This is a genomic window from Caballeronia sp. AZ10_KS36 (genome assembly GCF_023631105.1).
Classification (GTDB): Bacteria; Pseudomonadota; Gammaproteobacteria; order Burkholderiales; family Burkholderiaceae; genus Caballeronia.
In genome coordinates, this window is record NZ_JALQDQ010000048.1 from 1 (window position 1) to 904 (window position 904).

1 protein-coding gene is annotated in these 904 nt (G+C 59.7%); it reads left to right on the plus strand.

Going from position 1 to position 904, the window contains the following annotated elements:
- The first annotated feature begins 85 nt into the window (after nucleotides 1-85).
- Nucleotides 86-897 (plus strand): IS5 family transposase gene (locus tag NCR35_RS27980; protein WP_175582446.1). Its coding sequence is split into 2 segments (ribosomal slippage): nucleotides 86-434 and nucleotides 434-897, totalling 813 coding nucleotides; the frame shifts between segments, so codons are not numbered across the junction.
- Nucleotides 898-904 lie beyond the last annotated feature (7 nt).

Genomic DNA, 904 nt, shown 5'->3' on the forward strand with positions numbered 1-904 from the left:
AGAATCCTTAACAAAATGAACGAAGGGGCTGTTAACCCTCGATGAATCCTGTTAACCTTTTCATTGTTTCGACGGTGAAAAGGACATGGCCAAGCCGCTACTCGACGACGACCTTTGGGCACTCATCGAACCGTTGCTGCCCCCTCCGAAGCCACGCCGGGCCCGTTATCCGGGGCGCAAGCCGCTCGACAATCGTGCGGTGCTCACCGGCATTCTCTTCGTCTTACAGACAGGCCTGCGTTGGGACCTACTCCCTCGCGAGATGGGCTGCGGCAGCGGCATGAGTTGCTGGCGTCGCCTGCGGGACTGGCAGGCGGCAGGCGTCTGGGAGCAACTGCACGAGGTGCTGCTTGGGCGACTGCGTGCAGCTGACCGAATCGACTGGTCTCGCGTCATCGTCGATTCCTCTTCAATCCGCGCTGTGGGCTCAGGTCAAAAACAGGACCGAATCCCACAGACCGCGCGCGACCCGGTTCAAAGCACCACCTCATCACCGAAGCGCAGGGCATCCCGCTCGCGGTGATACTGACCGGCGCCAACCGCAACGACGTCACTCAACTTCAAGCGCTGGTCGAGGCCATCCCGCCTATCAGCGGCAAGCGTGGCAGACCACTGTCAAAGCCTCGGGTCGTTCAAGGCGACAGAGGCTACGACCACGACAAATATCGACGTCCACTGCATGCCGCCGGCATTGCAACCGAAATCGCTCGGCGCGGTCAGCCCCACGGTAGCGGATTAGGCAAAACACGCTGGGTTGTGGAGCGGACCATCTCGTGGCTTCACAACTTCCGCAGACTGCGCATCCGCTTCGAACGGCTCGCTTTCATCCACGAGGCCTTCATGAAAATCGCTTGCTGCATCATATGCTGGCGACACCTGCAAAAGTCATTCTGTTAACGCCTCT